Origin of the sequence: Amycolatopsis sp. TNS106 (genome assembly GCF_019330265.1) — a bacterium.
Taxonomy (GTDB): Bacteria; Actinomycetota; Actinomycetes; order Mycobacteriales; family Pseudonocardiaceae; genus Amycolatopsis; species Amycolatopsis lurida.
This window is the reverse complement of the sequence record NZ_CP024972.1, coordinates 8,435,671-8,459,094: the sequence shown is the minus strand read 5'-3', so window position 1 is coordinate 8,459,094 and position 23,424 is coordinate 8,435,671. Positions and strand designations below refer to the sequence as shown.

Below are 23,424 nucleotides of genomic sequence, written 5' to 3'. Positions count from 1 at the left end.
AGCGGGTCACTGGGCTTCGAGGACGACGGCCAGCCCCTGGCCGACGCCGATGCAGATGGCGGCCAGGCCCCACCGGCCGCCGGTGCGGCGCAGGTGGTGGGCCAGCGTGCCGAGGATCCGGCCGCCGGAGGCGCCCAGCGGATGCCCGATCGCGATCGCGCCACCGTTCACGTTGACGATCTCCGGGTCGAGCTTCGACCAGTCCCGCAGGCAGGCCAGCGACTGCGCGGCGAAGGCCTCGTTCAGTTCGACGGCCGCCAGGTCTTCCCAGCCGATTCCGGCCCGCTCCAAGGCGATCTCGGCCGCGCGCACCGGGCCGATGCCGAAGACGTCCGGGTCGACGCCCGCCGCGCCCCGGCCGGCGATCCGGGCGAGCGGCGCCTTGCCGAGCCGCTTGCCCGCCGCCTCGTCACCGAGCAGCAGCGCGGAGGCGCCGTCGTTCAGCGGCGACGCGTTCGCGGCCGTGACCGTCCCTTGTGGACGGAAGACCGGTTTGAGCTTCGCTAGCTTCTCCGGGCTGGAATCCGGCCGGATGCCTTCGTCGCGGGTGAGTTCGACTCCTTCGACGGGGACGACGTGGTCGTCGTAGAACCCCTCGTCCCAGGCGCGGGCGGCGTTGACGTGGCTGCGGACGGCGAACGCGTCCTGCTCGTCGCGGCCGATGCCGTAGCGCTCGGCGAGCTGCTCGGTGGACTCGCCGAGCGAGACCGTCCATTGCTCGGGCATCTTCGGGTTGACCATCCGCCAGCCCAGCGCGGTGGAGTACAGCGTCTGGTTGCCCGCCGGGAAGGCCTTCTCCGGTTTCTGCATGACCAGCGGCGAACGGCTCATCGACTCGACTCCGCCCGCGACGGCGAGCGAGGCGTCGCCGACCTGGACCGACCTGCTGGCCTGCATGACGGCGTCGAGACCGGATCCGCACAGGCGGTTGACCGTGGCACCGGGCACGGTCGTGGGCCAGCCCGCGAGCAGCGCCGCCATCCGCGCGACGTTCCGGTTGTCCTCGCCGGCGCCGTTGGCGTCGCCGAGCACGACCTCGTCGACGGTGGCCGGGTCGAGGTCGTTGCGCTCGGCCAGCGCCCGCAGGACGGTGGCGGCGAGGTCGTCCGGGCGGACGCCGGACAGGGCGCCGCCGTACTTGCCGAACGGGGTACGGATGGCGTCGAACAGGAAGACGTCGGTCATGCGCTCGCCCTTGTGAGGTCTCGGAGGATGCGGAGTTCTGCCTCGGTCGGCGCCGGGGTGGTTCCCAGGTCGCCTGCCACCTTCAGTTTCCACCCGGTCGCCGCGACGACCTGATCGACCTCGACCCCGGGGTGCAGTTCGGTCAGCGTGAGCTCGGCGGTCTCCGGATCGGGCCGCATCAGGCCGAGGTCGGTGACCACCAGCGTCGGCCCGGCGCCGGGGAGGCCGAGGCGCTCGCGATCGCCCTTGCCGGTGCCGTGACCGAACGAGGTCACGAAGTCGACCTTCTCGACGAACGTGCGCGTGCTCTGCCGGAGCACCACGAACACCTCGCGGCAGGAGGCGGCGATCTCCGGGGCACCGCCCGCCCCGGGGAGACGCACCTTGGGATTGGCGTAGTCCGGGCCGATGACGGTGGTGTTGATGTTGCCGAACTTGTCCAGCTGGGCGGCGCCGAGGAAACCGACGTCGATCCGGCCCGGCTGGAGCCAGTAGTTGAAGACCTCGGGAACGCTGACCACGGCGTCCGCGGTGTCGGCGAGTTCGCCGTCGCCGATGGACAACGGGAGCCTGCTCGGTTTGGCCCCGAGGCAACCGGATTCGTAGATGAGCGTCAGGTTCGGCGCGTGGCCCCGGCGGGCCAGGTTGGCGGCCGTGCTCGGCAGGCCGATGCCCACGAAACAGGACATCCCGTCACCGAGCGCGCGAGCGGCGGCGACGCTCATCATCTCGTCGGCGGTGTATTCGGTCATGCCTTCACTCCCGTCAGCTCGCCGAGCCAGCGGGTGAAGCTCTCCCTGTCCCGGCCGATCGCGTCCCATGCCTGGTAGGCGTCGTTGTCCCGTTCGTAGTACCCCGCCGCGTACGACGGCCTCGCGCCGCCGGGCACCTCGGCCACGGCGGTGACGGCCCACGACGGCAGCACGATCGCGCCCGGCCGGGGCTCCAGTTCCGCCACGATCTCCTCGACGGTGACCAAGGATCGCTTCGCCGCGAGCACCGCCTCCTTCTGCACGCCGGTGATACCCCAGATCTGGACGTTGCCGAACCGGTCCGCGCGCTGGGCGTGGACGATCGTGACGTCCGGGTTGAGGGCGGGCACGGCGGCCAGCCGCTCACCGGTGAACGGGCAGGTGATGGGTTTGATCGTGTCGGTGTGCGCGGCGAGATCGGTGCCGGTGTATCCGCGCAGGACGGCGAACGGCAGGCCCGACGCGCCGGCGACGTACCGGTTCGCCATGCCCGCGTGACTGTGTTCCTCTATCTCCAGTGGCACCGGCCAGGAATGCTGGACGGCGTCACGGAACCGGTGCAGCGAGCCGACTCCGGGGTTGCCACCCCACGAGAAGATCAGCTTGCTCGCGCAACCGGCGCCGATGAGCTGGTCGTAGACGATGTCCGGAGTCATGCGGACCAACGTCAGGCCGGTGCGGCGCTGGCGGATGATCTCGTGCCCGGCGGCCACGGGAATGAGGTGCGTGAAGCCCTCGAGCGCGACGGTGTCCCCGTCGTGCACCAGCCGTGCCACGGCTTCCTTCAACGACAGCAGCTCAGCCATCCCCACTCCCGGCTCGTCGTGCTCGTTCGCGCGTTGTTCGTATTGCGCACACATGTTCTGCATATGAACATAGCACAGCCAGACCGATCATGGCACTGCTTCGACCCGGTGAATCCGGATCAGCCGGCGCGACCGCGCAGCCAGGTGCGGTACCGGCGAGCTGCCCTTCGTCTCCTACGCGGTGGTCGACGGCAACCTCGTCACCGGCCAGAACCCGGGGTCCGCCAAGGAGACCGCGAAGAAGGTGGCCGATCTCTTGTGATCAGCCGATCCCACTGCCGGACGGGAACCACTCGACGGCCTTGTAGTCCCCCGTCTCGACGGTCTCGAACGGAGCAGTGCCCAGACAGGGCGGCACGATCTGCTTCTGCTCGGGATCGGGGCCCCAGCTGTAGCCGACCCGGTCGCGCCTGCCGTTGTCGTACACCGTCATCCCGACCCGCCGGTCCTTGAGGCCGGGGACGTCCGTGTCCTCGACGATGCCGGTGACCACGGCGACCGGGCCGCCGACGACCAAGCAGTCGATCCCGCCTCGGAAGTAGGCGGAAAACCCCTCGCCCGCGTGGCTCACCCGGAACGTCCCCCGGCTCTCCGGGAAGAGACCGTGCGCGTCGAAGGCGAACCGGACGTCCTGGCCGTCTTCGCGCAGCATCTTCGCGCTGCCGACCAGACTCGGTTCGGACGGCTTGCCCTCTTCCGCGGCGGACACCGGGCCGGCCGCGACGAGTGTCGCGGCGAGGACCATCGCGGCACCGACGGCCGCGAGTTCTCGTGATCGTTTCCTGTTCCACCCCTGGATTCCCTGCTCGCGGAGCTTTTCCGCACTCCTCACCATCCCGCCGCGCCCCGCGGTGACGACTCCCCCGCGCAGGGGAAGCGCCTCCCTCATGGCGGTGATTTCCACATTTGGGATACCAACCGTCGCCCACTAGGCTGACGACGTGACCTCGAAGATCGCGGTGACCCGGTGGATCCCCGACGAAGCGCTGAAAGTGCTCGCCGAAGCCGGGGAGGTGGAACTTTCGCGCGCCGACCGGCCGCTGACGCGGGACGAACTGCTCGAGTTCGTCCGGGGCGCGTCCGCGATCGTCGGCATGCTGCACGACCGGCTCGACGGCGAGGTCGCCGACGCGGCGGGCCCGGGACTGAAGGTCGTGGCGAACGTGGCGGTCGGCCACGACAACGTCGACGTCACGGCACTGTCGGAACGCGGGATCACCGTCACCAATACCCCCGGTGTGCTCACCGACGCCACCGCCGATCTGGCGTTCGGGCTGATCCTCGCGGTCACGCGGCGGCTCGGCGAGGGCGAACGGCTCATCCGCTCGCGTACCCCGTGGTCGTTCCATCTGGGTTTCCTGCTCGGATCCTCGCTGCGGGACAAGACACTCGGGATCGTCGGACTCGGCCAGATCGGGCAGGCGGTGGCGCGGCGGGCGCTCGGTTTCGGCATGCGGATCGTCTACTCAGGACGGTCACGGGCCGCCGAAGACGTCGAAAAGACCCTGGGTGCGAAGTACGTGTCCTTCGGCGAACTGCTGGAGAGTTCCGACGTCGTATCGCTCCACTGCCCCCTGACGCCGGAGACCCGGCACCTCGTCGGAGCGGACGCGCTGAAATCGATGAAGCCGGGCGCGTACCTGATCAACACCACCCGCGGCCCCGTCGTCCACGAGGCCGCGCTGGCGGACGCGCTCGAAGCCGGCGAGATCGCCGGAGCGGCCCTCGACGTGTTCGAAGCCGAACCCGAGGTCGAACCGCGCCTGCTGGACCGCGAAAACGTCGTCTTGACGCCGCATCTGGGATCGGCGACGGTCGAGACCCGTACCGCCATGGCCGTGCTCGCGGCCGAAAACGTCGCGTCGGTGCTCACCGGCGGAAACCCGCTGACGGAGGTTCGTCCATGACTCGTGTGGTCATCGCGCCCGACAAGTTCAAGGGAAGCCTGACCGCGGTCGAGGCCGCGGAGGCGATCGCCCACGGCGTCCGCGACGCGCTGCCCGACGCCGAGGTCTCCTCCTGCCCGGTCGCCGACGGCGGCGAAGGGACGCTGGACGTCCTCGTCGCGGCGGGTGGCCGTCTCGTGGAACTCCCGGTCCGCGGCCCGCTCGACGACACCGTCGACGCGCGCTACGTGGTGCTCGACGGAACGGCCTACATCGAGTCGGCCCGCGCGTGCGGCATCGAATTCGTGGAGCCGAGCCCGGAAGTGGCGCTGGCCGCGCACACGTGGGGCGTCGGCGAACTCCTCGCGCACGCGCTCGACAACGGCGCGCGTCGCCTGGTGCTGACCGTCGGCGGAACGGCGAGCACCGACGGCGGCGCCGGGATGCTGGCGGCATTGGGCGGCGGGGTCTTCGACGCGTTCGGCGCGCCGGTGGGGCTCGGCGGCGGCACACTGGGCCGCGTCGCGCTGGCCGAACTCGGCCCGGTACGCGAACGGCTCGGCTCCGTCGAGGTCGCCGTCGCCACCGACGTGACGAACCCGTTGCTGGGACCCCGTGGCGCGGCCGCGATCTTCGGCCCGCAGAAAGGCGCGGGCCCTCGCGAGGTCGAACAACTGGACGCGTCCCTGTCCCGCTGGGCGCAGGCCTTGCGGAACGCCGGAACTCCCGATGTCTCCGATCTTCCCGGAGCGGGCGCGGGCGGCGGGGTCGCCGCGGGGGCGATCGCGGGACTCGGCGCGAGCGTCGAATCCGGTTTCCAGCTCATCGCCGGGCTCACCGGGGTCGCCGCCGCCATCGAACACGCCGACCTCGTCATCACCGGCGAGGGTTCACTGGACGAGCAGAGCCTCGACGGCAAGGCCCCGGCGGGTATCGCGGCCCGCGCGCAGGAGCACGCGGTGCCGCTGATGGTGCTGGCCGGACGGATCCAGCTGGACCAGAGCCAGCTCGCCGGCCTCGGTGTCGTGGGCAGCGCCGCCCTGATCGACCACGCGCCTTCGCTCGACCACGCGCGTGCGCACGCGGCGGAACTCCTGCGCGAGCGGGCCGGCGAGCTGGTCCGCGCCTGGGCCCGGACTTAACTGCCAGGCTGGGGCTGAGCCTGCGGGAGTACGGCGAAGGCGACTTCGCCGGTCTCGTCCTGCTGGACGTCGAGGACCTTGTCGTCGAGCAACGCGGCCGCTTCCGGCTCCAAGAACACCTTCGGGCCGCCGTCGGCGCCGAGGACCTTGTCGCCGCTTTCCGGTTCGGGGGCGACGGAAACCGCGAGCTGGGGACTGTCCCCCTGCTGGGAATGCATCGCGAACCGCAGGCCTCCATCCTGGCCGTTCTCCTGGCCGGTCAGTGCGGTGATCGCCTCGGCGGCGGCTTCGGTGACTGTCAGCATCTCTGCCCTTCCTTCGTCGCGGTCTTGTACTTGACCGACCACGCTAGGGGCTGTCGGCATGGCCCGCCGTCTGAGTGAAGATCATTTCTCGCCGACGTCCGGCTCCTCTTCGGCGAGCCGCATGGCGTGCGACTCCCCTTCGCGGATCTCCGCGGGCGTGGTCCCGAAGCGGTCTGCCCCGCTCCAGTGCTCGGGCGGTTCGACACCTTCCTCGAGCGGGTCGACGCGGAGTTCGTCCTCGTCTAGTGCCTCGCTGGGATCCAACGTTTCCGGCTCCGCGGTCTCACGGTCGCTCATCGGCCGCTCCCTCCTGGTCGGACGTTGGCCGGGGCGTGCTGTACTCGACCCGGTCCCTGTGGCTTACCCGGCGTCTCCGCAGGCCAAACGGCGGTGCTGTCGCGGGGATCACAGTTTCTCAGGTGGTTCATTACCTTCACAAGTTTGTGAAACAAGGAGTAGCGTCGTCGGTATGACCACCACCAGGTGGGCGCCAGGGCACCGGATCATCCGGCGCGCGCCGGAGCGGCATCACGAACTCGGCAACCATGCCGCTTGGTACGTCGTCGCGGGCGTCGCCGCCACCGGTCTGCAGGCGGTGCTGTTCCTTCTCCTGCAGCCGCTCCTCGGCCCCCAGTTCGCCAACCTGGTCGCGCTCGCGGTCACGACCGTCGGGAACACCGAATTCCATCGCCGGGTCACCTTCGCCACCCGGAAGAGCAACGCGGGCAAGCGGCATTTCCAGGATCTGGTGACGTTCGCCTTCTATGCCGCGTACGGGTCGATCGTGCTCGCGTCGCTCGACGCGGTGATCTCCGAGCCGACCGCGCTGGAACAGACAGGCGCCCTGCTCGCCGCCAGCGTCGCGGGTGGCGTCGCGCGCTTCGCGGTCCTTCGCTGGTGGGTCTTCGCACGCCGGAACGCCTAGTCTCCTTCGAGTGGCAGAGATCAACGGCCCGCACGACGGCGGCTCCGAACCCGACTACCGCTTCACGCTCGCCAACGAACGGACCTTCCTCGCCTGGCTCCGGACGGCGCTGGGACTGCTGGCCGGTGGCGTCGCCGTCCATCAGCTGGTTCCCGACCCGAGCGCGCTGAGCACCACCCTGGCGGGACTGTGCGTCCTGCTGGCCGCCGTCGTCGCGGCGAGCGCTTATCCCCGCTGGCGGCAGGTGCAGACGGCGATGCGCGCGGGACGGCCGCTGCCGAAAAGCGGGATGCTGATCCTCCTGACCGCCGGAATCCTCGCGATCACCCTGACGGCGGCGGCACTGGTGGTCTTTTCGTGAGCCCGCGCGATCACGGAGCGCAAGCGGAACGAACCGGGCTGGCCTGGCGCCGGACCGCGCTCGCGGCTACTGCCTGCACACTCCTGCTCTTGCACAGCGCGGCCCGGAGAGGCTGGGGGACGGCGATCGTCCCGGTCGCGTTCGCGGGAGCCATGGTGATCACCCTGGTCGCCACCGGCGCGATCCGTGAACGAGCACTGCGCCGCCCCGGAACCCCGAAACCTCTTAACGCATTCCTTGCTGTCACAGCATCGGCACTCGTCGTAGCGACGGCGGTCGCCCTGATCGCGGTACGCTAAGCGCCGAGCACGTCCAGCGACGGCGAAGCCCGTTTTTCCGGCCCAGAGTCTCGGTTGTATTAAGCCGACTCCGGCGAATGGGCTATCTCTAGTTGAAATCTTTACTGCCGCCCGACCGACGCCTACGATTACGCTGCGTCGCAACGGCGGCAGATGAATCTGATCTTACGGAGCATCTGCCGCCCTCAATCGTTACGGAGTGTTGACCCCTCGACAGCGACGGTCGCAGGGTCGGCCGGGGAGGACGACCATGCAAGCAACTTCCAGCGCGTCCAGAACCGTCACCCCCGATGCGGTCCCCGGATACACGACTCCGGAGAACCTGCCTCGACCGGGCGGACGGCTGACGAAGGAGGACCTCGATCCCCTCGTCAAGGACGCGGGCGACGGGAATCCCGCCGCGATCCAGTCGCTCCTGCGGATGATCGGCCCCGTCGTGGTCCGCTACTGCCGCGCCAGAATGGGCGGCCGTGACCTGTCCTACCTGTCGGCGGACGACGTCGCGCAGGAAGTGTGCATGGCGGTGCTGAAGGCGCTGCCCGGCTATCAGGATCGCGGCGGTTCGTTCCTCTACCTCGTGCACGCCATCGCCGCCAACAAGGTCGCGGACGCCTACCGCGCGGTCTCGCGCGACCGGTCGGAACCGGTCCCGGAACTGCCGGAACGGCCCATCGGCGACAACGAACCCGAAACACACGCCCTGCACCTGGACCTCGGTGCCCGCCTCAACCGCCTGCTCTCCACCCTCCCGCGGGTGCAGCAGGAGATCCTCGCCCTCCGCATCGCCGTCGGCCTTTCCGCCGCCGAAACGGCCGAGGCGCTCGGGATCTCCGCCGGCAACGTGCGCGTGACGCAGCACCGCGCACTGGCCCGCCTGCGGACGATGGTCAAGCAGGACGAGTTCTGATCTTTTCTCCCCCTGCCGCAGGTCGTCGATCGGTGGCTCTCAGGCGCCCGGTCCCCGCGCCGCCCACTTCCTCCCTTCCCGGTTACCAGCCGGGTTTTCGTCGTGTCTCGTGAGTGGTCAGGACGGTTCTGACCGTCCTTGCCACTCACGAGAGGTGGTAGGCCCGCCGCGCCGTCCCGTCGAAGAACTCCAGCCGTTCACTGTCGCTCAGCGAGCCCGTCAGCGAAAAGGCGGTGTCCACGACGACTTCGTACGCGGCCGCGAGCTCGCAGACCGGCCAGTCCGAGCCGAACATCAGTCGCGAAGCCCCGAAGGACTCCAGCACGTGCTCGGCCCAGCGCGCCAGCTGCCCGACCTTCCACCGCGCCCAGTCCGCTTCGGTCACCAGCCCGGAAAGCTTGCAGTACACGTTGTCCAGCTCCCCCAACGCCGCGACCCCGTCCGCCCACGGCCGCCATTCGCCCGAGGCGATCGGCGGCTTCGCGGCGTGGTCGAGCACGAAAACCTGGTCCGGCAACGCCTTCGCGGCGGCGAGCGCGGCGGGGAGCTGCGGTGGCTTCACCAGCAGGTCGTACGCCAGCCCTGCCTTGCCGAGAGCGGCGAGACCGCGCAGGACCTCGGGCCGCGTCAGCCACGACGGGTCCGCCTCGTCCTCTACCTGATGCCGGATCCCCACCAACGGCCCCGAAAACGAGGCCACGCGCTCGGTGACATCGGGCGCGGTGAGGTCGGTCCAGCCGACGACGCCCACGATGAGCGGTTCGGCCTGAGCCGCCGCGAGGAACTCTCGCGTCTCCTCTTCCGACGAGACCGTCTGCACCAGCACGGTCCCCTTCACCCCGGCCGCCTTGGTCACCGCGCGAAGGTCGTCCACTGTGTACGGACGGCGGATCGGATCCAGTGCCGTACCGGCCATCCACGGGTAGTCCCGCCGCGAGGGATCCCAAAGATGATGGTGCGCGTCGATCACGCCCGTTCCTCCTGTCGCAGCACGGTGTCCTCACGCAACAGTCCCGCACGGATCAGGTCCGTCCACAACTCGCGCGGCACCGGACGCCGGAACCGTTCCGCGTTGAGCCGGACCTGGCCGCGGTCGTGCGCGCCGACGACGACGGAAACCACCGACGGATGCGCGGCGGGCAACGCCAGCGCGGCTTGCGGGAGTTCGACACCGTGCCGCGCGCAGACATCGGCGATCCGCTGGGCGCGTTCCACCAGCTCGGCCGGGGCCTCGGCGTAGTCGTACATCGTGCCCGGCGACGCGGTGGCGAGGATTCCGGCGTTGAACACCCCGCCCGCCACCACGTCCACGCCGCGTTCCCCGCACAGCGGGAGAAGGTCGTCGAGCGCGGGCTGGTCGAGCAGGGTGTACCGGCCCGCCAGCAGGATCACGTCGAGATCGAACCGGCGGACGAACTCGGTGAGCATCGGCGCCTGGTTCATCCCGGCCCCGATGGCGTCGACGACACCCTGCTCACGCAGTTCGAGCAGCGCGGGGAACGCGCCGTCGACGGTGTCCTCGAAGTGTTCGTCCGGGTCGTGCACGTAGACGACATCGACGCGGTCGAGCCCCAGCCGCTCCAGACTGTCCTCAAGCGACCGGAGGATCCCGTCGCGGCTGAAGTCCCACCTTCGTTCGTACGCGGCGGGAACGACGAACCCCTGCGAGTCGGTGCGCGAAGCGCCGCCGGGATCGGGTTCCAGCACGCGGCCGACCTTCGTCGAGACCACGAAATCCGCGCGGGGATACGCCGAAAGCGCCGCGCCCAGCCGTCGTTCCGAGAGCCCGAGGCCGTAGTGCGGGGCGGTGTCGAAGTAGCGGATGCCTTCGTCCCACGCCTGCCGGACGGTCGCTTCGGCCGTCTCGTCGGTGATGGCGTGGTACAGGTTGCCCAGCTGCGCGCAGCCGAGCCCCAGCGGGGACAGGGGGATCTTCACGGAAGCTCCCAGACGAGGCCGAGCCCCGAATCGCCGCCCGAGTAGTCGTCTTCGACGTCGAGCAGCTCCGACATCCGCGCCTGCCAGGGGATGTTGGCCGGATGATCGCGCAGGATCGCGCGCATCTTCGCGTAGTCCTCGACCTCCACGACGTGGAACAGGTCGAGCCCGTCCCGCCAGATCCGCCACGAACGGACGCCCGCACCGCGCAGGGCTTCGTCCAGCTCAGGCGGGATGACGGCGTGGACCGACTCGTATTCGGCCTCCTTGCCCGGCTTCAGCCGGGTGTGGAGTGCCACTCTTTGTAGTGCGACACCGTGGGTCACCGCGTCTCCTCAACTCGAAACATGGCACTCTGTCAACTGACACTCAAACATCCGAGGTCTTCGGGGAGGGCGGTGGAACATGCCGGTCACCGATGTCGCGATCGACAAGATCAAGGACATGATCATCTCCGGCGAGCTTGCTCCGGGCGACCGGCTGCCGAAAGAGGCCGAACTGGCCCAGCGGCTCGGTCTGTCCCGCAGTTCGCTGCGCGAAGCGGTGAAGGCGTTGTGCCTGATCCGCGTGCTCGACGTCCGCCAGGGCGACGGGACGTACGTCACCAGCCTCGAACCGAATCTCCTCCTCGACGCGATGACGTTCGTGGTGGACTTCCACCGCGACGACACCGTGCTGGACTTCCTCGCCGTGCGCCGGATCCTCGAACCGGCGGCGACGGCGCTGGCCGCGATGCACATGAGCGACGAGGACATCGAGGAACTAGGCCGCCTGCTCGACGAACTGGCCGACTCGCCGACGGTGGAGGCACTGGTCGCGAACGACCTTCAGTTCCACCGCAAGATCGCCGACGGCTCCGGCAATCCGGTGCTGTGCTCGCTGCTGGACAGCCTGTCGGGCCCCACCGCGCGGGCCCGCATCTGGCGCGGGCTCACCCAAGAGGGCGCCGTCGCCAAAACCCGCGAGCAGCACACGGCTATCTACGAGGCCATCGCGGCCCGCGAGCCCGAACTCGCGCGTTCGTGGGCGACCGTGCACGTGGCCGGTGTGGAGCAGTGGCTCCGCAACGCGCTCGGCACCGCCGACGACCCCACCTCGGCCGCCGAAGCTTCCTGACACCGCTCTCTCCTCCGTTCGTCCCGTGAAGGCCCCCTTCCCTCGGCTGAGCCGAGGGAAGGGGGCCTTCACGCGCTCGACTGCTAGGTCTGGGCCTTCCCGCCGGCATAGCGGGAGATGATCAACGCGACCAGGATGATCACGCCGTAGATCGCCTTCAGCCATTCCGGCGGCACCTGCGCCACCTGCAGCAGGTTCGTGACCGTCTGCAGGAGCAGCACGCCGGTGAGCGCCCCGACCAGAGTGCCCTTCCCACCGTCCAGTGAGACACCGCCGATCACCGCAGCCGCGAACACCTGAAGGATCAATCCGTCACCCTGATCCGCGCCGAGCGCGCCGACGTAACCCGTGTACGCGAGCCCGCCGAGCGCGGCCAGCACCCCGGCGACCACGAAGACACCCCACGAGATTCGGTCGACGCGGATACCGGCGGCCCGCGCGGCCTCGCGGTTACCGCCGATGGCGTACAGCGACCGGCCGATCCGGTGATACCGCAGCCCCAGCCCGAACACGGTGAACAGCGCCGCGGCCAGCCACACCGACATCGGCAGCCCGATGAACGTCGTCGTGGCCAGCGCGGTGAACACGTCCAGCTGATCGAAGAGCGTCTTCCCCTGGGTGGACCCGATCTGCGTGCCGCGCAGCACCGTCAGCATCGCCAGCGTGACGATGAAGGCGTTCAGCTTCAGCTTGACGATCAGGAAGCCGTTCACGAACCCGACCGCGGCCCCGGCCACCAATACGGCGAGGATGCCCGCGAAGCCGGGGATCTCGGTGCCGAAGCCCGAGGACGCCACCGGGATGACCAGCATCGCGCCCAGCGCGGGCGCCATGCCCATGGTGGATTCCAGCGACAGGTCGAACTTCCCGGTCAGCAGCACGAGCGACTCGCCCAGCACCACCATCGACAGCGCGGCCGAGGCGGACAGGATCCCGACGATGCTGCCGAAGGTCAGGAACGTGTCACTGATCAGTCCTCCGATGATCAGCACCACGATGAGCGCGGGCACCAGGGCGAGTTCGCGCAGCCAGCGGAACTTCCGGCGTTTCGGCGGTGCCGCGAGCGTCGAAGTCTTCGGATCGGTCATCAGCTCGGTCACCGTTCGACTCCTTCGATGTCGGCCACCAGGTCGCCGTCGGACCAGCCCGCCCGGTGTTCGGCGACCACGGCACCGGCGCGCAGCACCAGCACCCGGTCGCTCAGGCGAAGATCGTCCAGCTCGTCGCTGACGATCAGCACCGCCTTGCCCTCCGCGCGCACCCGGTCGACGACCGCGAGCAGCGCTTCCTTCGATTTCACGTCCACGCCCGCGGTCGGGTTGATCAGCACCACCAGGCGCGGATCGCCGGCCAGTGCCCGGGCGAGGACGACCTTCTGCTGGTTGCCACCGGAAAGGTCGGACACCGGCTGGTCCGCGTCGGCCGCGACGATGTCGTAGTCCTGCAAGGCCTGGGCGGCACGGCCGTAGCGCGCGCCCGGTGACGCCAGGCCCGCCTTCCCCATGCGGTCCAAAATGGACAGTGTGGCGTTGTCCGCGATGGAATGCTCCAGCACCAGCCCCTCGTGATGCCGGTCCCTCGGCACACAGCCGATCCCGGCGCGGATCGCGGCGGGGATGTCGCCGGGTTTCAGCGGTTTCCCGTCCACCCGTACCGTGCCGGAGGACGGTGAACGCAGTCCGTACACGGTTTCGGCGACCTGGTGCTTGCCGCTGGCGTTGCTGCCCGCGAGCCCGACCACCTCGCCGCGGTGGATCCGGAAGGTCACGTCGTCGAACCCGTCACCGGAGAGCCCGTCGACGGTCAGCACCTCGTCGGCGTCCTCGTCCAACGCCTCGCGCGTGGCGGCGTCACGGACGGAAAGGCCCCCCTGCTCACCGGTCATCGCGTCGATCAGCTCGGCACGGCCGACCTCGGAGACCGGCGCGGTCAGGATGTGCTCGGCGTCGCGCAGTACGGTGACCGCCTGGCAGACTTCGTACACCTCGTGGAGGTGATGGGAGATGAACAGGAACGTCACCCCGCTGTCCTGCATCTGGCGCATCCGCGCGAAGAGCCGTTCGATCGCCTGGCTGTCCAGCTGAGCCGTCGGTTCGTCGAGGACGATGAACCTGGCACCGTAGGACAACGCCCGCGCGATCTCGACGAACTGCCGATCCTCGACGGAAAGCTCCCCGGCCGGGGTGTCGACGTCGACCCGCACGTCCCAGGAGTCGAGCAGTTCCCGTGCCTGACGGCGCAACCGCTGCCAGCCGATCGCGAAACCCTTGCCGGACTGGCGGTTCAGGAACAGGTTCTCCGCGACGGTCAGCTGCGGGACGACCATCGCGTGCTGGTAGACGCAGGCGACCGCGCGTTTCCAGTCGTCCTGCCTGGACAGGGGCGGCGCGGGGACGCCGCCGAACTCGACGTGGCCGGTGTCCGTTTTGGACAGTCCGGTGAGGATGGCGACGAGGGTCGACTTCCCGGCACCGTTGCGGCCGACGAGCGCGTGCGACTCGCCGGGGTGCACGGTGAGGCTGACGTCGGACAGCGCCACGGTCGGGCCGTAGCGTTTGCCGACGCCCTGTGCGCTGACCACCGGTACGGCGGCGGATCCGGCGGGCAGCGCGCTCACAGGTTGTTCCCCCACAGGGCCTTGTCGTCCACGTTCTCCTTGGTGACGACGGGCGCGGGGAGCTGGTCTTCCAGGATGCCGGGGCGGATCTCGACGACGGTGCTGCCGTGGTCGGTCGGCCCTGCCTTGAAGGTCTCCCCCGCCATGGCCTTCTTGATCCAGTACATGCCGTACTTGGCGTAGTCGTCGGCGGGCTGCGAGACGGTGGCGTCGAGTTCGCCGGCGCGGATCGCGGCGAGTTCCTGCGGGATACCGTCGTTGCTGACCAGCACGACATGCTTCGGGTCGCCGACCGGGAAGTAAAGGTTCTTGCGCTTGAGCGCCTGCTGCGTCGGCGCCAGGTACACGCCGCCCGCCTGCATGTACACGGCCTTGATGTCCGGGTTCGCGGTCAGCAGACTGTCCAAACCGGACGAAGCCTTGTCCGCCTTCCACTCGGCGGCGATCTCCAGCACCTGCACGTCCGGGTACTTCGTCTTCATGCACTGCCGGAACGCCTCGGAGCGGTCGCGGCCGTTGACCGAGGCCAGATCACCCATGACCTGCACGACCTTGCCCGAGGTGACCTTCGCGCCGATCGCCTCGCACGCCTTGGTGCCGTACGCCTTGTTGTCCGCGCGCACCACCATCGCGACCTTGCCGCTCTCCGGCGCGACGTCGACGGCGACCACCGGGACACCCTTGTTCTCCGCCGCCTTGAGTCCCGCGACGACGGCGGCGGAGTCCAGCGGCGTCACGACCAGGCCCTTGACGCCCTGGTTGAGCAGGGTGTTGATGTCGGTGATCTGCTTCGCCGAGTCGCTGTCCGCGTTGACCGTCGGCAGCGCCTCGACGCCCTGTTCCTTCGCCTTCAGCGGTACGTAGTTGTTGTAGGCCTGCCAGAACGGCGAGGTCAGCAACGGGATCGTCGCGCCGACCTTACCGCCTCCGCCCGCGCCCTGGGGAGCATTGGCAGCGTTGTTCTTAGTGGACCCACACGCCGACAGGGTCAGCCCGAGCACGGTGGCCGCGGCGGCCACCTTGATCACCCTCGTACGCACCGCATCCTCCTTGATGGCAGCGAAACTACTGGTGGTGGACCGGGCCGCGCGGACGCAGCCCGTACATACCTCCGTCGACAGCGAGCGCCGTGCCGGTGGTCGAAGCCGACAGCGGGCTGGCCAGGTACACGACCGCGTTCGCGACCTCGTCCGCGGTGACCAGCCTGCCCATGGGCTGACGGGCGGCGAGCGCGGCCCGTTCGGCCTCCGGATCGCCCGCGGCGTCGAGCAGCCTGCCGACCCACGGGGTGTCCGCGGTTCCCGGGCAGACGCAGTTGACCCGGATCCCGTCGGCGAGATGGTCGGTCGCCATCGCCAGGGTCAGCGAGAGCACCGCGCCCTTGCTGGCCGAGTACAGCGCGCGGTTGGGCAGGCCCGCCCACGCGGCGATCGAACAGGTGTTGACGATCGCGGCCGACGGCGAGTTCTTCAGCTGCGGCAACGCCGCCCGTGCCAGCCGCACCATGCCGACGACGTTGATGTCGAGCACGCGGTGCCATTCGTCGTCGCTGTTGGCGGTGACGTCACCCTGCGCGCCGATCCCCGCGTTGTTGACCAGGACGTCGAGCCTGCCGAACCGGTCCGCGACCGCGTCGATCGCCGACCGGACCTCTTCGTCGGAGCCGACGTCGCAGCGGAATCCGGCGAGACCCCCGGGAAGGTCGCCGGGATTCAGGTCGAGGACCGCGACCTTCGCCCCGCGCGAGGCGAGCAGATCCGCGGTGGCCCTGCCGATTCCCGACGCGCCTCCGGTGACCGCCGCGACGAGGCCTTCGAACTCACTCACTTGCTTGTCTCCGTCCATTCCGGACCGTCGGGGAAGGTGAACCGGCGCAGCGTCGCGTCGTGCATCCGGGCCGAGAAACCCGGCGCGGACGGGGCGACGTAGCGGCCGTCGACGACGGCGGCCGGATCGGTGAAGTGCTCGTGGAGATGGTCGACCCATTCGATGGACCGGTCGGTGTCGGAGCCGGACACCGCCACGAAGTCGAACATCGACAGGTGCCGGACGAGTTCGCACAGGCCGACGCCGCCGGCGTGCGGGCACACCGGGATCCCGAATTTGGCGGCCAGCAACAGGATCGCCAGGTTCTCGGTGAACCCGCCGACCCTGGCGGCGTCCAGCTGCAGCACCGAGATCGCGCCCGCCTGCAACAGCTGCTTGAACACCACGCGGTTCTGGACGTGCTCGCCGGTGGCCACCCGGATCGGCGCGAGCGCCTTGGCGATCGCGGCGTGCCCGAGCACGTCGTCCGGCGAGGTGGGCTCTTCGATCCAGTACGGGTCGTACGGAGCCAGCGCGGTCATCCAGGTGATCGCGGTCGAGACGTCCCAGCGCTGGTTCGCGTCGACGGCGACCCGGATGTCCGGGCCGACGGTCTCGCGGGCGAGCTTCATCCGGCGGACGTCGTCCTCCAGATTCCCGCCGACCTTCAGCTTGATCATCTCGAAGCCGTCCGCCACCGCCTGCTCGGCGAGCCGGACCAGTTTCGCGTCCGAGTAGCCGAGCCAACCGGGAGAAGTGCTGTACGCGCGGTAGCCGTCACGCTCGATCCGGGCGACGCGTTCGGCGCGGCCCGGTTCGGCGGCGCGGAGGATGTCGAGCGCCTCCTGCTCGGTGAGCGCGTCGGTCAGGTAGCGGAAGTCGACGAGGGAGACCAGGTCCTCCGGCGACATCTCGGCGGCGAAACGCCAGACCGGGAGCCCGGCGATCCGTGCGGCGAGATCCCAGGCGGCGTTGACCACCGCGCCGATCGCCATATGCGCGACACCTTTTTCCGGGCCGAGCCAGCGCAGCTGCGAGTCGCCGACCAGTGTCCTCGACAGATCGCCGAGTGCGGCGGCGTCGGTCGGCACGTCCCTGCCGACGACGTGCGGTTCCAGCGCGCGGATCGCCGCGGCCTGGACGTCGTTGCCGCGTCCGATGGTGAAGGCGAGCCCGTAGCCGTCCGGACCGCCATCGGTGTGCAGCACTACGTACGCGGCCGAGTAGTCCGGGTCCGGGTTCATGGCGTCCGAACCGTCGAGCTCCCGCGAGGTGGGGAACCGGACGTCGAGCACCTCCATGCCCACGATCTTCGCCATCACGCCTGCCTGACGTTCTGGCGCTGACGGCCGAGGCCGTCGATTTCCAGCTCGATGACGTCCCCTTCGCGCAGGTACGGCTTGGGGTCCGGCTGCCCGAGGGCGACACCCTGCGGAGTGCCGGTGTTGATGAGGTCGCCGGGGCGCAGCACCATGTACTGGCTCACATAGTGCACGATCTCCGCGACCGAAAAGATCATGTCCTTGGTCGACGAGTCCTGCTTCTTCTCACCGTTGACCCACAACCGCAGGCCGAGGTCCTGCGGGTCGGGCACCTCGTCGGCGGTGACCAGCCACGGGCCGAGCGGGTTGAAGTTCTCGCACGACTTGCCCTTGTCCCAGGTGCCGCCGCGTTCGAGCTGGAACTCGCGCTCGGACACGTCGTTCGAAACGGTGTAGCCGGCGACGTACCCGAGGGCCTCTTCGGCGCTTTCGAGGTAGCGCGCGGTCTTGCCGATCACGACGCCGAGCTCGACCTCCCAGTCGGTCTTGGTCGAACCGCGCGGCACGAGCACGTCGTCCTGCGGGCCCACGACGACGTCGGGGGCCTTCATGAACACGACCGGCTCGGCCGGGACCTCGGCGCCGGACTCCTCGGCGTGCTGCCGGTAGTTGAGGCCGATGCAGACGACCTTGCCGGGCCGCGCGATCGGCGCGCCCACCCTGGCCCGCGCGGCTTCGGGACCGGCTTCGGGCAGCTCACCGGCGGCCAGCGCGGCCGCGACCCTGGCCACTCCGTCACTCGCGAAGAAGCCGCCATCGATGTCGGCGGTCAGCGCCGAGAGATCGCGCAGCGTGCCGTCCCCGGCACGTACGAACGGACGCTCACTTCCCGGCTCCCCGAGTCGCAACAGCTGCACGGATTTTCCCTTCAAGCCGAACCGCCAACAAGCAACGGATCCACCAGCAACGAACAGACATCCGATGTATACCCGACGACCTTCGGCAAGATCTAGGGGGCGTTGGCATTTGGATCGAAAATTGATCGGATCAGTCTTGCGAAGTGTGAGTGGCGAGACTCACAGCGGGAATAGTTACCTACTCTAAGCAAGTTGTTCCTCGCGGAACCATCACTGGGGAAGGAACGAGCATGACCATCGCGCCCGAGCGAGTGGAAGAACCCGTCGCGCGGCCCGTCACGACCGGACGCGCCCGATTCGTCCTGATCCTCGGCGGCCTGTCCGCCTTCGGGCCCCTGTCCATCGACATGTACCTGCCCGCGCTGCCGCAGATGGCGGGGGAACTGCGCGCGGCGGACGCGACCGTGCAGCTCACGCTGAGCGCGTTCATCATCGGGCTCGCCCTCGGCCAGCTGATCCTCGGACCGCTGTCCGACGCGATCGGCCGCCGCAAACCGCTCGTCGCCGGCCTCGCGCTCTACATGGTCGGCTCGATCCTGTGCGCCGTCGCCCCGACCGCCGAACTGCTCATCGCCGCACGAGGCGTCCAGGCCTTCGGCGCCGCGGCGGGCATCGTCATCGCCAGGGCGACCGTGCGCGACCTCTACTCCGGCACCGCGATGACGAAGTTCTTCTCGCTGCTCATGCTGGTCAACGGGCTCGCCCCGATCCTGGCGCCGATCATCGGCGGCCAGATCCTGAACTGGACCTCGTGGCGCGGTGTGTTCGTCTGCCTGACCGTGTTCGGCGCGATCCTGCTCGCCGTCGTCTTCTTCCTGCTGCCGGAACCGCTGCCCGAGGAACGCCGTACGCCCGCGCGGTTCGGCTCGGTGCTGCGGAAGTACGCGAGCCTTCTCGGCGACCGGGGTTTCCTCGGCTACGCGCTGGCCTCCGGGCTCATGTTCGGGAGCCTCTTCGCCTACATCTCCGGCTCGTCCTTCGCGCTGCAAGGTGTCTACGGGCTCAGCCCGCAGGCGTACAGCCTGGTGTTCGGGCTCAACGGCATCGGCATCGTGGCCGTCGGCCAGCTGAACGGGCGTATCGTCGGCCGCTTCCCGGAACGGACCCTGCTGACCGTCGGTCTCGTCATCGCGGCGGTCGCCGGATTCGGCGTCCTGGCCGCGGCGGTGCTGGACCTCGGCCTGATCGGGCTGCTGATCCCGCTGTTCATCCTGGTGTCGAGCATCGGCATGGTCGCGCCGAACGCGAGTTCGCTGGCACTCGCCGAGCAGGCGCGGTCCGCCGGTTCCGCGTCGGCCCTGCTGGGCGTGCTGCAGTTCGTCGTCGGCGGGCTGGCGACGCCGCTGGTCGGGTTGGGCGGCGCGGGCACCGCGGTCCCGATGGGGATCGTGATGGCGGCCTTCGGCGTGCTGGCGCTTCTGGCCTTCGGGACCATGACGCGGCCTGCCACGGCAACGGCACCGGAAGCCCTGGCGCTCTCGCAGGCGTAGGTACTCGTGAGTGGTTAGGACGGTTCTAACCGTCCTAACCACTCACGAGTCCCTTGAGTTCAGCGGTCTTCAACTGCTCCGCTGTCACCGCGGCGCGTCCCTCGACGAGGGCCTTCAAGGCGTCCCCGTCGTCCCATTGGTTGACGTTCATCGCGGCGGTCACCTGGCCGTCCCGCAGCCAGAACGCCGTGAAGTCGCGTGACGCGAGGTCGCCCCGCACCACGAGTTCGTCGCTTTCGGGGTCGGCGAGACCCCGGTATTCGCAACCCAGGTCGTACTGGTCCGAGAAGAAATAAGGGCTCCGCAGGTACGGCTCGTTCTCGCCGAGCAGGTTCCCGGCGACGTGCTCGCCCTGCCACTTCGCGTTCGACCAGTGCTCGACGCGGACCCGTTTTCCGTAGCGGGGATGGAAATGCGCGGCGATGTCGCCGATGGCGTAGACGTCGGGTGCCGCCGTCCGCAGGCCGGCGTCGGCGCAGACACCGCCGTCGTCGGACAGTTCCAGCCCGGCGGCGTGCGCGAGGCCGGCCCGAGGCGCGGCGCCGACGGCCACCAGCACGACGTCCGCGGGAAGCTCGTCACCACTCTGGAGACGGACGCCGGTCACCCCGCCGGGACCGCCGGTGAAGCCGGCGACGCCTTCACCCAGACGCCAGTTCACGCCGTGCTCGGCGTGCAGGTCCTTGAAGACTCCGGACACCTGCTCGCCCAGTACCGCGAGCAGCGGTGAGCCGACCTGGTCGACCACGGTCACCTCGGCGCCGTGTTCCCTGGCGGCCGCCGCGGCCTCGGTGCCGATCCAGCCCGCGCCGACGATCACCACCCGTCCGGCGTCCTTGAACGCCGAACGCAGCGCCAACGCGTCGTCGAGGGTGCGCAGACTGCGCAGTCCGGGCAGGTCCCCGCCGGGCACCGGCAGCGCACGCGGCCGCGAGCCGGTCGCGAGCACGAGCCGGTCGAACCGGTGTTCACCGCCCGCGTCGTCGTGCACGAGCCGGGCGCCGAGTTCGACCTTGGTCGCGGTCGCACCGCTCTTGAAGGCGATGTCCTTCTCCGCGTAGAAGCCGTCGTCGTGCACCCAGTCGGGTTCATCGGTCTTGCCCATCAGCAGCCCTTTGGACAAGGGCGGTAATTCGTACGGACGACGCGTGTCGGTGCCGAGCAGCAGGATTTCCCCCGCGTAGCCGCGTTCTCGCAGCGCCCCGGCCGCCGACGCTCCGGCGAGGCCGGCTCCGACGATGACGATCTTCCTGGGTTCGGACATCGATGACCTCCCAAGCAGTCCTCACTCGGACGCTACTCCGGTTCCTTCTCGTCCGGCCTAGCGAAACCGGAAGTCGATCACGATCCGCAGGATCGGTTAACCCATCAGTAGGAATGTGGCGTAACCGGCGTCACGCCCCCGAAAGCGCCTCGTCCCAGCCTCGAACGAGAAAGGGAGATCATGGGATACGGGAGGATGAGGACGTTGGCACCCCGGGACGAATGGTCGGTCGGCTGCCGGGATCTCGCGGGCAGGCGCAGGGACGTGACGGTGTTCGTGAGCAGCGACAAGATCGTGCTCGTGGCGCCTCCCGGAGAGGCCGCCGTACTCGGGCCGCTGGACGTGGGGCGCCTGCGCGCCGCGCTCCGCGACGCCGTGGTCGCGGTGGCCGAACATCCGGACCACAGTGAGTGACAACTACCGTTCCTACTTCTGAGTAGGTAGAGTCGGTTCCGTTCGGAAGGAGCCGGCCATGACCACCTACTTCGTGACGGGCGCGACGGGTTTTCTGGGCAAACGCCTGGTCGCGCGCCTACTACGGCGACCTGAGACCGTAGCCGTCCATGTTCTCGTGAGGGAGACCTCGCGCGGGAAGCTCCCGAGCCACGAGAAGCTCGTTCCCGTCACCGGCGATCTGACCGAACCCCTGCTGGGCATCGATCCCGCCCATCTGGCGCCCCTCGACCACATCGTGCATCTCGGCGCGATCTACGACCTCACCGCGGACGAAGCGGCGAACCGCGCGGCCAACGTCGACGGCACCCGCAACGTCCTGGAGTTCGCGGCCGCCGCGAAGGCCGGGCTCTTCCACCACGTCTCGTCGATCGCGGTCGCCGGGCAGTACGCCGGGCGTTTCACCGAAGCCGATTTCGACCTCGGCCAGAGCTTCGCGTCGCCGTACCACGCGACGAAGTTCGAAGCGGAGAAACTCGTGCGAGAGCACGGGAAAACGCCGTTCCGCGTGTACCGGCCGTCCGCCGTGGCCGGGGATTCGCGCACCGGCGAGATGGACAAGATCGACGGTCCGTACTACTTCCTCCCGGCCATTTCACGGCTCGCCGCGTTGCCCCGCCGCGTCCCGCTGGCCGCCCCGGATCTCGGCGCCACGAACATCGTTCCGGTCGACTACGTCGTCGAAGCGATGGAGCACCTCATGCACGTCGACGCGCCCTCCGGCAGCACGTACCACCTCGCGTCGCCCCGGCCACAGCCGCTTCACGAGGTCTACAACGCCTTCGCGCGGGCCGCGGGCGGGCCGAAGATCTCCGCGGTCCTGCCTCCCGGACCGTCCGGAGCGCTGAAGCGCGCCGGAACCCGGCTGGCGAAATCCGCTGCCGCCGCATTCGATCGCGTCCCCGGCGGGCGTCCGGCCCGCGCGGCGGTGCTGACCGAACTCGGCATCCCGCTCGAAGTCCTGCCGCATCTGAGCATGGAGGTCGACTTCGACACGAGCGCGACGACGGCCGCGCTCGAAGGCAGCGGGATCACCTTGCCGCCGTTGAAGGAGTACGCCGGTCCGCTCTACCGGTACTGGCTGGAGCACCTGGATCTCGACCGCGGCCGCCGCCGTCCGGGGCCGGAACCCCTCGCCGGTCGCAAGGTGCTGATCACCGGGGCCTCCTCGGGCATCGGTCGCGCGTCCGCGCTGGCCGTCGCCGCGAAGGGCGGCGAAGTGATCCTCGTGGCCAGGCGCGCCGACGAACTCGAACAGGTCCGCGAGCAGATCGTCGCGGCGGGCGGGAAGGCGTCGGCGTATCCGTGCGACCTCACCGACGGCGGTGCCGTCGACGCGCTGGTCAAGGACGTGCTCGCCGCGCACGGCGCCGTCGACATGCTGGTCAACAACGCGGGCCGGTCGATCCGGCGGTCGCTTTCGCTGTCCACCGAACGGTTCCACGACTTCGAACGCACGATGGCGATCAACTACTTCGGCCCCGTGCGGCTGACGCTCGGCTTGCTGCCGTCGATGACCGCGCGCGGATTCGGGCACGTCGTCAACGTGACCACCCAAGGGCTGCAAACGGACACCCCGAGGTTTTCCGCTTACCTGGCCTCGAAGGCCGCGCTGGAGGAGTTCGGGCTGACCGCGGGACGGGAAACGCTTTCCGACGGCGTCACCTTCACCTCGGTCCGGATGCCGCTGGTGCGCACCGACATGATCGCCCCCACCGGCTCCTATCGGGGCATGCCGTCGAGCTCCCCCGAACGCGCCGCCGCGCTCGTGGTGAAGGCACTGGAGAAACGGCCCGAGATCCTGAATCTGCCCGAAGGCACCGCCGCCGAACTCGTGACGCTCGTCGCACCCAGGACGGCGCGATTCTTCGCCCATCTCGTCTACCGCGCCATGCCCGAGTCCGCGCCGGAATCCCGTGGCCTGCCCCGGAAGGCTCCGCTCGCCTCGGTGGCGGGCGCGGTCACCCGGCTGGTCTGGCGCCGTCGTCCCTGA

General features: G+C 69.4%; 24 protein-coding genes and 1 pseudogene. 9 read left to right on the top strand and 16 right to left on the bottom strand.

Features of this window, described 5'->3' with window-relative positions; translation table 11 throughout:
* Positions 1–6: 6 nt before the first annotated feature.
* The 4 genes from CVV72_RS39285 to CVV72_RS39270 all read right to left on the bottom strand — a co-directional run bounded on the left by CVV72_RS39285 (position 7) and on the right by CVV72_RS39270 (position 3,632).
* Positions 7–1,185, bottom strand: a complete 1,179-nt coding sequence (locus tag CVV72_RS39285; RefSeq protein WP_219149652.1) for a thiolase family protein — start codon at positions 1,183–1,185, stop codon at positions 7–9.
* A complete protein-coding gene (locus CVV72_RS39280) occupies positions 1,182–1,937 on the bottom strand; it encodes a CoA-transferase subunit beta (RefSeq protein WP_034321169.1) in 756 nt (251 codons plus the stop codon). The genes CVV72_RS39285 and CVV72_RS39280 overlap by 4 nt, the downstream gene beginning before the upstream one ends.
* A complete protein-coding gene (locus CVV72_RS39275; RefSeq protein ID WP_219149650.1) occupies positions 1,934–2,743 on the bottom strand; it encodes a CoA transferase subunit A in 810 nt (269 codons plus the stop codon). The genes CVV72_RS39280 and CVV72_RS39275 overlap by 4 nt, the downstream gene beginning before the upstream one ends.
* A gap of 262 nt (positions 2,744–3,005) precedes the next feature.
* Entirely contained in the window at positions 3,006–3,632 is a 627-nt protein-coding gene (locus CVV72_RS39270) for a hypothetical protein (RefSeq protein WP_255632403.1), read from the bottom strand.
* Between the two features lie 52 nt (positions 3,633–3,684).
* Between CVV72_RS39270 and CVV72_RS39265 the strand changes: the two genes are divergently transcribed.
* Complete coding sequence (locus CVV72_RS39265) at positions 3,685–4,650, top strand: D-glycerate dehydrogenase (RefSeq protein WP_219149648.1); 966 nt, start codon at positions 3,685–3,687, stop codon at positions 4,648–4,650.
* Complete coding sequence (locus CVV72_RS39260; protein ID WP_219149646.1) at positions 4,647–5,771, top strand: glycerate kinase; 1,125 nt, start codon at positions 4,647–4,649, stop codon at positions 5,769–5,771. Before CVV72_RS39265 ends, CVV72_RS39260 begins: the two co-directional genes overlap by 4 nt.
* Here CVV72_RS39260 and CVV72_RS39255 read toward each other — a convergent pair.
* Positions 5,768–6,076, bottom strand: coding sequence for an iron-sulfur cluster biosynthesis protein (locus CVV72_RS39255; protein ID WP_219149644.1), 309 nt, complete (start codon positions 6,074–6,076; stop codon positions 5,768–5,770). The genes CVV72_RS39260 and CVV72_RS39255 overlap by 4 nt on opposite strands.
* Positions 6,077–6,172: 96 nt before the next feature.
* Positions 6,173–6,373, bottom strand: a pseudogene (locus CVV72_RS39250) (hypothetical protein); the annotation flags it as partial.
* Between the two features lie 172 nt (positions 6,374–6,545).
* Between CVV72_RS39250 and CVV72_RS39245 the strand changes: the two are divergent.
* The 3 genes from CVV72_RS39245 to shbA all read left to right on the top strand — a co-directional run bounded on the left by CVV72_RS39245 (position 6,546) and on the right by shbA (position 8,568).
* Positions 6,546–7,001, top strand: coding sequence for a GtrA family protein (locus tag CVV72_RS39245; protein WP_219149642.1), 456 nt, complete (start codon positions 6,546–6,548; stop codon positions 6,999–7,001).
* Positions 7,002–7,011: 10 nt separating this feature from the next.
* Entirely contained in the window at positions 7,012–7,362 is a 351-nt protein-coding gene (locus CVV72_RS39240) for a YidH family protein (protein ID WP_219149640.1), read from the top strand.
* 549 nt (positions 7,363–7,911) lie between these two features.
* A complete protein-coding gene (gene shbA, locus CVV72_RS39235) occupies positions 7,912–8,568 on the top strand; it encodes an RNA polymerase sigma factor ShbA (RefSeq protein ID WP_034321212.1) in 657 nt (218 codons plus the stop codon).
* A gap of 145 nt (positions 8,569–8,713) precedes the next feature.
* Here shbA and CVV72_RS39230 read toward each other — a convergent pair whose 3' ends face one another.
* Genes CVV72_RS39230 through CVV72_RS39220 form a run of 3 tightly spaced genes read right to left on the bottom strand, consistent with a single transcriptional unit; the run spans position 8,714 to position 10,805 of the window.
* Positions 8,714–9,538, bottom strand: coding sequence for an amidohydrolase (locus CVV72_RS39230; RefSeq protein WP_219149638.1), 825 nt, complete (start codon positions 9,536–9,538; stop codon positions 8,714–8,716).
* Positions 9,535–10,506 (bottom strand): aldo/keto reductase, encoded by a 972-nt coding sequence (locus CVV72_RS39225; protein WP_219149636.1) that lies wholly within the window; start codon positions 10,504–10,506, stop codon positions 9,535–9,537. The genes CVV72_RS39230 and CVV72_RS39225 overlap by 4 nt, the downstream gene beginning before the upstream one ends.
* On the bottom strand, positions 10,503–10,805 hold the full coding sequence (locus tag CVV72_RS39220) for an L-rhamnose mutarotase (protein WP_034321220.1): 303 nt from the start codon (positions 10,803–10,805) through the stop codon (positions 10,503–10,505). Before CVV72_RS39220 ends, CVV72_RS39225 begins: the two co-directional genes overlap by 4 nt.
* Before the next feature lie 106 nt (positions 10,806–10,911).
* Between CVV72_RS39220 and CVV72_RS39215 the strand changes: the two genes are divergently transcribed.
* Complete coding sequence (locus CVV72_RS39215; protein WP_219149634.1) at positions 10,912–11,622, top strand: FadR/GntR family transcriptional regulator; 711 nt, start codon at positions 10,912–10,914, stop codon at positions 11,620–11,622.
* An 83-nt stretch (positions 11,623–11,705) separates the two neighbouring features.
* Here CVV72_RS39215 and CVV72_RS39210 read toward each other — a convergent pair whose 3' ends face one another.
* The 6 genes from CVV72_RS39210 to CVV72_RS39185 are packed head-to-tail and all read right to left on the bottom strand — an operon-like array spanning position 11,706 to position 18,224.
* Positions 11,706–12,722, bottom strand: coding sequence for an ABC transporter permease (locus CVV72_RS39210; RefSeq protein WP_219149632.1), 1,017 nt, complete (start codon positions 12,720–12,722; stop codon positions 11,706–11,708).
* Positions 12,719–14,239, bottom strand: a complete 1,521-nt coding sequence (locus CVV72_RS39205) for a sugar ABC transporter ATP-binding protein (RefSeq protein ID WP_219149630.1) — start codon at positions 14,237–14,239, stop codon at positions 12,719–12,721. The genes CVV72_RS39210 and CVV72_RS39205 overlap by 4 nt, the downstream gene beginning before the upstream one ends.
* Positions 14,236–15,267 (bottom strand): sugar ABC transporter substrate-binding protein, encoded by a 1,032-nt coding sequence (locus tag CVV72_RS39200; protein ID WP_219154406.1) that lies wholly within the window; start codon positions 15,265–15,267, stop codon positions 14,236–14,238. Before CVV72_RS39200 ends, CVV72_RS39205 begins: the two co-directional genes overlap by 4 nt.
* Before the next feature lie 37 nt (positions 15,268–15,304).
* Entirely contained in the window at positions 15,305–16,066 is a 762-nt protein-coding gene (locus CVV72_RS39195) for an SDR family NAD(P)-dependent oxidoreductase (protein WP_219149629.1), read from the bottom strand.
* Positions 16,063–17,364 (bottom strand): enolase C-terminal domain-like protein, encoded by a 1,302-nt coding sequence (locus tag CVV72_RS39190; protein WP_219149627.1) that lies wholly within the window; start codon positions 17,362–17,364, stop codon positions 16,063–16,065. The genes CVV72_RS39195 and CVV72_RS39190 overlap by 4 nt, the downstream gene beginning before the upstream one ends.
* Positions 17,364–18,224, bottom strand: a complete 861-nt coding sequence (locus tag CVV72_RS39185) for a fumarylacetoacetate hydrolase family protein (RefSeq protein ID WP_219149625.1) — start codon at positions 18,222–18,224, stop codon at positions 17,364–17,366. Before CVV72_RS39185 ends, CVV72_RS39190 begins: the two co-directional genes overlap by 1 nt.
* Positions 18,225–18,454: 230 nt before the next feature.
* Between CVV72_RS39185 and CVV72_RS39180 the strand changes: the two genes are divergently transcribed.
* On the top strand, positions 18,455–19,714 hold the full coding sequence (locus CVV72_RS39180) for a Bcr/CflA family multidrug efflux MFS transporter (protein ID WP_219149624.1): 1,260 nt from the start codon (positions 18,455–18,457) through the stop codon (positions 19,712–19,714).
* A gap of 34 nt (positions 19,715–19,748) precedes the next feature.
* Here the strand turns inward: CVV72_RS39180 and CVV72_RS39175 are convergent, their stop codons facing one another.
* A complete protein-coding gene (locus CVV72_RS39175) occupies positions 19,749–20,978 on the bottom strand; it encodes an NAD(P)/FAD-dependent oxidoreductase (protein ID WP_219149622.1) in 1,230 nt (409 codons plus the stop codon).
* Between the two features lie 195 nt (positions 20,979–21,173).
* Here CVV72_RS39175 and CVV72_RS39170 point away from each other — a divergent pair, with 195 nt between their 5' ends.
* Positions 21,174–21,392 (top strand): hypothetical protein, encoded by a 219-nt coding sequence (locus tag CVV72_RS39170; protein ID WP_039922712.1) that lies wholly within the window; start codon positions 21,174–21,176, stop codon positions 21,390–21,392.
* 58 nt (positions 21,393–21,450) lie between these two features.
* Positions 21,451–23,424: an SDR family oxidoreductase gene (locus CVV72_RS39165; RefSeq protein ID WP_219149620.1), complete on the top strand. Its 1,974-nt coding sequence runs from the start codon at positions 21,451–21,453 to the stop codon at positions 23,422–23,424.

Excerpts from the sequence above, each read along its gene's own strand:
- CVV72_RS39285 (WP_219149652.1), bottom strand. The coding sequence starts at position 1,185 with ATGACCGACGTCTTCCTGTTCGACGCCATCCGTACCCCGTTCGGCAAG.
- CVV72_RS39280 (WP_034321169.1), bottom strand. The coding sequence starts at position 1,937 with ATGACCGAATACACCGCCGACGAGATGATGAGCGTCGCCGCCGCTCGC.
- CVV72_RS39275 (WP_219149650.1), bottom strand. The coding sequence starts at position 2,743 with ATGGCTGAGCTGCTGTCGTTGAAGGAAGCCGTGGCACGGCTGGTGCAC.
- CVV72_RS39270 (WP_255632403.1), bottom strand. The coding sequence starts at position 3,632 with ATGAGGGAGGCGCTTCCCCTGCGCGGGGGAGTCGTCACCGCGGGGCGC.
- CVV72_RS39260 (WP_219149646.1), top strand. The coding sequence starts at position 4,647 with ATGACTCGTGTGGTCATCGCGCCCGACAAGTTCAAGGGAAGCCTGACC.
- CVV72_RS39255 (WP_219149644.1), bottom strand. The coding sequence starts at position 6,076 with ATGCTGACAGTCACCGAAGCCGCCGCCGAGGCGATCACCGCACTGACC.
- CVV72_RS39245 (WP_219149642.1), top strand. The coding sequence starts at position 6,546 with ATGACCACCACCAGGTGGGCGCCAGGGCACCGGATCATCCGGCGCGCG.
- shbA (WP_034321212.1), top strand. The coding sequence starts at position 7,912 with ATGCAAGCAACTTCCAGCGCGTCCAGAACCGTCACCCCCGATGCGGTC.
- CVV72_RS39215 (WP_219149634.1), top strand. The coding sequence starts at position 10,912 with ATGCCGGTCACCGATGTCGCGATCGACAAGATCAAGGACATGATCATC.
- CVV72_RS39190 (WP_219149627.1), bottom strand. The coding sequence starts at position 17,364 with ATGGCGAAGATCGTGGGCATGGAGGTGCTCGACGTCCGGTTCCCCACC.
- CVV72_RS39180 (WP_219149624.1), top strand. The coding sequence starts at position 18,455 with ATGACCATCGCGCCCGAGCGAGTGGAAGAACCCGTCGCGCGGCCCGTC.
- CVV72_RS39175 (WP_219149622.1), bottom strand. The coding sequence starts at position 20,978 with ATGTCCGAACCCAGGAAGATCGTCATCGTCGGAGCCGGCCTCGCCGGA.
- CVV72_RS39170 (WP_039922712.1), top strand. The coding sequence starts at position 21,174 with ATGAGGACGTTGGCACCCCGGGACGAATGGTCGGTCGGCTGCCGGGAT.
- CVV72_RS39165 (WP_219149620.1), top strand. The coding sequence starts at position 21,451 with ATGACCACCTACTTCGTGACGGGCGCGACGGGTTTTCTGGGCAAACGC.